The following is a 5,568-nucleotide window of genomic DNA, read 5'->3' as shown; positions in this document are numbered from 1 at the left end:
GTGATGGAAATAGACGCCCAGCGCCAGTTCCGGCGCATGGTGGAGATTGCCGAAGGATTTCATGTAGTTGGCAAGTGCGAAGTTGCGGTAGCCGGTGGCGCGTTCGGAGGCCGCGACCTCGCGGTCGATGATGATCGTCTCGTCGTCGGCCAGGAACTGGATGAAGCGCAGGATTTCGCCGATCGCCTCGCGCGGCTGGTGGCCGGCCAGCAATATGTCCGAGACGACGATGGCGCCGGCATTGATGAACGGATTGCGCGGAATGCCGTTCTCATGCTCGAGCTGAACGATCGAGTTGAACGGATTGCCCGACGGCTCACGTCCGACACGCTGCCACAGCGCATCGCCGACATTGCCGAGCGCCAGCGTCAGCGTGAACACCTTGGAAATGCTCTGGATCGAGAAGGCTTCTTCGGCGTCGCCGGCGAGCAGCACGCGGCCGTCATTGGTGACCGCCGCGATGCCGAACTTCCTCGGGTCGACCTTGCCGAGCTGCGGGATATAGGTGGCGACGTCGCCACGGTCCGTGCGCTCGGCCATTTCGGCGGCGACTTCGGCGAGCGCCTGTTCGAGTTCCGGCATGACGTCCCCGCTATTTCAGCCAGCGCTCGATGCGCGCCATCGCCTCGACCATGTCGTCGTGGCTGCCGGCATAGGAAAAGCGCATCGTGCGATGGCCTTGAAGCGGATCGAAGTCGCGGCCGGGCGTTGCCGCCACATGCGCCTCGGCAAGCATGCGACGCGCGAAGGCCATGCTGTCATTGGTGTGCCTTGTGACGTCGCAGAAGGCGTAGAAGGCGCCGTCCATCGGCGCGGCAAGCGCGAAGCCCAGTTCCGGCAGGCGCTTCATCAACAGCTCGCGGTTCCAGGCGTAGCGTGCCTTCACCGTTTCCAGCTCCTCTGTCGCCTTGAACGCTTCGATCGCGGCGATCTGCGACAGTTCCGGCGGCGATATATAGAGGCTTTGGGCGACGCGCTCGACCGGGCGCACCAGCGCTTCCGGCAGCACCATCCAGCCGATGCGCCAGCCGGTCATGCAATAGTATTTCGAGAACGAATTGATCACCGTCACGCCCGATCCGTAGGCGAGCGCTGTCGTGTCCGGCGCGGCATAGGCGAGCCGGTGGTAGATCTCGTCGGAAATAACGGCGATGCCGAGTGATTCCGCCGTCGAAACCAGCGCGGCTAGCTCGTCGGCCGGGATTACGGCGCCGGTCGGATTGGCCGGACTGGCGAACAGCACCCCCTTCAGCGGCCTTTCGCGGTGCGCGGTTCTCAGATGCTCGGCATGAAGATAGGCATCGCCGCCAAGCTCGACCTCGACGATCTCGATGCCCAGCGCGGCCATGATGTTGCGATAGGCCGGGTAGCCGGGCGCGGCGATGGCGACGCGGTCGCCCGGGTCGAACATCGCCAGGAAAGCCAGGTTGAAGGCCGCGGACGACCCTGTGGTGACGGCGATTCGGCTGGCGGGCACATCGAGGCCGTAATGTTCGCCATAATGCCCAGCGATCGCCTGGCGCAGGTCCGCCAGGCCCAGCGCATCGGTGTAGCCGATACGGCCGACCTTCAAGGCCGCGGCGGCAGCCTGCCGCACACCTGCCGGCGCCGGGTCAGACGGCTGGCCGACCGCCATCGAAACCACCGGCACGCCGGTCGCCTTCAGCCTGTTGGCCTCGGCCAGGATGTCCATGGCGTGGAACGGCTCGACCTCGCCACGGCGCGAAAGCGAAACAACCATTTTCAAATCCAACACGCCAGGATCCGCCCTGGCAGCGCCGCACAAATGCCCGATTGATGTGGGGATCACAAGCGCAGGAAGTTTTCGGTGCCGACTTTTCATCCTTCGCCCGCTCGTCTACCAGTGGACCTGTCATGTTGAGCCGACCCAGATCGACCACTGCCAGATCGACCATTGCAGGAACCGCGCGCGGCTTCGTCACGCTTTTGCTTGCCGCCGCCGTCGCGATCTCCGGTTCGGTCGGCGCGTTTGCGCAAAACGTGCCTATCGTGCGCGACGCCGAGATCGAGGCGCTGGTTCGCGACTATGCGCGGCCGATCTTCAAGGCGGCGGGCCTTTCCAATGACGGCATCGACATCGTGCTGGTCAACGATCCGAGCTTCAATGCCTTCGTTACCGGGCGCCGCATGTTCATCAACACCGGCGCGCTGATGACGGCGGAAACGCCCAACGAGATCATCGGCGTCATGGCCCATGAAGCCGGCCATATCGCCGGCGGCCACCAGCAGAAGCTGCGCGACCAGCTGGAGCGCGCCAAGACGATGGCGATCATCGCCACGCTGCTCGGCGCCGGCGCCATCGTGGCCGGCGCCACCACCAACAGCCGGGGCCTCGCCGGCGCCGGCATGGGTGTCGCGGCGGGTGGCGGCGAGATGGCGCAGCGCAGCATCCTCGCCTATCAGCGCACCGAGGAGACGACCGCCGACCGCTCGGCGATCACCTATCTCAACGCCACCGGCCAGTCCGGCATGGGCATGTTGAAGACCTTTTCCCGCTTCCAGAGCGCCTTGTCGCTGTCCGGCACCCAGGTCGATCCTTACCGGATCAGCCATCCGATGCCGCAGGAACGCATCGCCAACCTCGAAACGCTGGTCAAGCAAAGCCCCTACGTCAACAAGCTCGATCCGCCGGCGCTGCAGCAGCGGCATGACATGATGCGCATCAAGATCGCCGTCTACATGCAGGGACAGGCGGCCGCCTCGCGTCTGATGCGCAAGAACCCGGGCAGCCTCGCCTCGCGTTATGGCGATGCGCAGATCGCCTATTTGTACGGCAACCTCAATGCCGCGCTCGCCAAGACCGCCGCCTTGATCAAGGAACAGCCGAAGAACCCCTACTTCCAGGAGTTGCGCGGCGACATACTGATGAAGGCGAACAAGCCGAAGGACGCCGCTGACGCCTACGCCAAGGCGGTCAGCCTCGATCCGGCGAAATCGGGACTGCTGCCGGTCTCGCTTGGCCAGGCATTGATGGCGATCGGCACGCCGGAATCGCTCAAGAAGGCGGCCGCGCAGATCAGCAACGGTCTCGGACGCGACAAGGAAAACGCCGCCGGCTACCGTTACCTGGCGCAGGCCTATGGTGAGCTCGGCGAGATTCCGGCGGCCGATCTCGCCACCGCCGAAGGCCATTTCTATTCCGGCGACTACAGGAACGCCAAGATCTTCGCCATGCGCGCGCAGCAGAAGATGAAGCGTGGCGAGCCGGGCTGGCTTCGCGCCCAGGATATCATAAACTACGCGCCTTCGGGCAAAACCAAGTGAACCTTCCGGCCGCGCCAGGCGACTGAAGCGGACCGCAACAGGCAAAAAAGGGATCGAGGATCATGAACAAGGCAATCCTGCTTGGCACGACGGGGGCGGTGGCGGCCCTCGCCATGCTGGCGGTCGGCTTCGCCGCCGGAAATCCGCAGGTGGCAAAGGCCGATACGGCGCTAGTCGCCGAGGCCGCGTCCCCGGACACCAAGATCGACCGCAAGGAAGTGGAAGGCATTATCCGCGACTATCTGCTGAAGAACCCGGAAGTGCTGCTCGAGGTCCAGGACGCGCTCGAGGCCAAGCAGAAGGAAGAGCAGCGCATTGCCGCCCTCGGCGTCATCAAGAACGCCAAGGACGAGATCTTCAACTCCACCTTCGACGGCATCGTCGGCAACCCGAACGGCAAGGTCACCATCGTCGAGTTCTACGATTACAATTGCGGCTTCTGCAAACGCGCCATCGAGGACATGCAGGCGCTGACCAAGGCCGACCCTGACCTGCGCTTCGTGCTCAAGGAATTCCCGATCCTCAGCCCGGATTCGCAGAAGGCCAGCGTCGTCTCCATGGCCTTCCACCTGATGATGCCGGAGAAGTACGGCGCTTTCCACACCGCGCTGCTCGGCGGCCAGGGCCGCGCCACCGAGTCGATCGCCATCAAGACCGCGGTCTCGCTTGGCGCCGACGAGGCCAAGCTGCGCGAGAAAATGAAGGATCCCAGCATCAACGAGGCGCTGGCCCGCACCTATGATCTTGCCACCAAGCTGTCGATCACCGGCACCCCCTCCTATGTGGTCGGCAACGAGGTGGTGTTCGGCGCCCTCGGAAAGGACGTCCTGACCGAAAAGATCGAGGCGGCAAAGGCCGCGCTCTGACCCCAGTCGGGCCCTTGCGGCAGGCGGTTTTCCGCCTGTTGTGGACAGCGAAAGAACGCACTTGCGCTCTTTTCGCGGGCGTCTATGCCCATTATAGAGGCCCAGTGCGCCGGCTTGGGGCCGGCGCCGGGAAAGGTCGGCATTCTTGAAAACGGTTTTCGTCCTGAACGGTCCCAACCTGAACGCGCTCGGCAAGCGGGAGCCCGGCATCTATGGCGGCAAGACGCTTGCCGCCATCGCCGACGACTGCAAGAAGGCAGGCGCCGACCTTGGGCTGGAGATCGATTTCCGTCAGTCGAACCATGAGGGCGACCTCGTCGACTGGATCCACGAAGCCGGCGACAAGGCTGCTGGCATAGTCATCAATCCGGGCGCCTACAGCCACACCTCGATTGCCATTCACGACGCCATCCGCGCTGTCGCGCCGCTGCCCGTCGCCGAAGTCCATCTCTCCAACATCCATGCGCGGGAACCGTTCCGCCACGTCTCCATGGTCGCGCCGGTCGCCGTCGGCATGATCTGCGGGTTCGGGCCGCTCGGCTACACGCTTGCGCTGCAGGCGCTGGCGGCACGCCTGTGACCGGCCAACAAACAGAAGGCTCGAAAATGTCTATAAAGAAGACCGGTGTTGACCAGCAGCTGATCCGCGATCTGGCGGGCATACTGAACGACACCAACCTCACCGAGATCGAGGTCGAGCTCGGTGACCTGAAGGTGCGCGTGTCGCGGCAGGCGCAGACCGTGCACGCGGTGGCGGCTCCCGCGGCCGCCTATGCGCCGGCGGCAGCCCCGGCGCAGTCCGCGGCGGCGGCCGCCGCGGCGCCGGCCGCCGACCAGTCGAAGAACGCGGTGCCCTCGCCAATGGTCGGCACCGCCTACCTGGCGCCCTCGCCCGACGCCAAGCCGTTCATCGAGATCGGCCAGAAGGTCAAGGAGGGCCAGACGCTGCTGATCATCGAGGCGATGAAGACGATGAACCAGATACCCTCGCCCCGCGCCGGCACGGTGACCGCGATCCTGTTCGAGGACGCCCAGCCGGTCGAATACGGCATGCCTCTCGTCGTCATCGAGTAGAGCCGGGAATGTTCCAGAAGATCCTCATCGCCAATCGCGGCGAAATCGCCCTCAGGGTGCTGCGCGCCTGCAAGGAGCTCGGTATCCAGACCGTGGTGGTGCATTCGACGGCCGACGCCGACGCCATGCATGTCAGGCTGGCCGACGAGAGCGTTTGCATCGGCCCGCCGCCGTCACGCGACAGCTATCTCAACATCCACCAGATCGTCGCCGCCTGCGAGATCACCGGCGCCGACGCGGTGCATCCGGGCTACGGCTTCCTGTCGGAGAACGCCAAGTTCGCCGACATCCTCGCCGCCCACAACATCACCTTCATCGGCCCGACCGGCGACCACATCCGCAT

General features: G+C 64.8%; 7 protein-coding genes. 5 read left to right on the top strand and 2 right to left on the bottom strand.

The window, feature by feature from the left end; translation table 11 throughout:
• Together EN780_RS26580 and EN780_RS26575 are read right to left on the bottom strand one after the other, a co-directional pair.
• Nucleotides 1-582: glutaminase (locus EN780_RS26580; protein ID WP_189556747.1), on the bottom strand; the 582-nt coding region annotated here is incomplete at its 3' end.
• A gap of 10 nt (nucleotides 583-592) precedes the next feature.
• Complete coding sequence (locus EN780_RS26575; protein WP_128275772.1) at nucleotides 593-1,741, bottom strand: aminotransferase class I/II-fold pyridoxal phosphate-dependent enzyme; 1,149 nt, start codon at nucleotides 1,739-1,741, stop codon at nucleotides 593-595.
• Nucleotides 1,742-1,875: 134 nt separating this feature from the next.
• On the opposite strand from EN780_RS26575, the gene EN780_RS26570 reads away from it, so the two are divergent.
• From EN780_RS26570 to EN780_RS26550, 5 genes are all read left to right on the top strand, one after another.
• Nucleotides 1,876-3,285 carry a M48 family metalloprotease gene (locus EN780_RS26570; RefSeq protein ID WP_128275771.1) on the top strand — a complete coding sequence of 470 codons (1,410 nt, stop codon included), beginning with the start codon at nucleotides 1,876-1,878 and terminating at the stop codon, nucleotides 3,283-3,285.
• 62 nt (nucleotides 3,286-3,347) lie between these two features.
• A complete protein-coding gene (locus tag EN780_RS26565; protein WP_128275770.1) occupies nucleotides 3,348-4,151 on the top strand; it encodes a DsbA family protein in 804 nt (267 codons plus the stop codon).
• 145 nt (nucleotides 4,152-4,296) lie between these two features.
• Complete coding sequence (aroQ, locus tag EN780_RS26560; RefSeq protein ID WP_127310732.1) at nucleotides 4,297-4,731, top strand: type II 3-dehydroquinate dehydratase; 435 nt, start codon at nucleotides 4,297-4,299, stop codon at nucleotides 4,729-4,731.
• Between the two features lie 26 nt (nucleotides 4,732-4,757).
• The gene (accB, locus tag EN780_RS26555; RefSeq protein ID WP_127286058.1) at nucleotides 4,758-5,225 is read left to right on the top strand and encodes an acetyl-CoA carboxylase biotin carboxyl carrier protein; all 468 of its coding nucleotides are present in this window, start codon (nucleotides 4,758-4,760) and stop codon (nucleotides 5,223-5,225) included.
• 8 nt (nucleotides 5,226-5,233) lie between these two features.
• A partial coding sequence (locus EN780_RS26550) for a biotin carboxylase N-terminal domain-containing protein (RefSeq protein ID WP_281035382.1) occupies nucleotides 5,234-5,568 on the top strand: 335 nt, incomplete at its 3' end.

This window comes from Mesorhizobium sp. M4B.F.Ca.ET.089.01.1.1 (genome assembly GCF_004022605.1).
GTDB lineage: Bacteria > Pseudomonadota > Alphaproteobacteria > Rhizobiales > Rhizobiaceae > Mesorhizobium > Mesorhizobium abyssinicae.
The sequence above is the reverse complement of the archived record's forward strand: the minus strand, read 5'-3'. Positions and strand labels throughout refer to the sequence as shown.

Bases quoted from the DNA above. Each gene is read 5' to 3' on its own strand.
- accB (WP_127286058.1), top strand. From the start codon at position 4,758: ATGTCTATAAAGAAGACCGGTGTTGACCAGCAGCTGATCCGCGATCTG.
- EN780_RS26575 (WP_128275772.1), bottom strand. From the start codon at position 1,741: ATGGTTGTTTCGCTTTCGCGCCGTGGCGAGGTCGAGCCGTTCCACGCC.
- EN780_RS26570 (WP_128275771.1), top strand. From the start codon at position 1,876: ATGTTGAGCCGACCCAGATCGACCACTGCCAGATCGACCATTGCAGGA.
- EN780_RS26565 (WP_128275770.1), top strand. From the start codon at position 3,348: ATGAACAAGGCAATCCTGCTTGGCACGACGGGGGCGGTGGCGGCCCTC.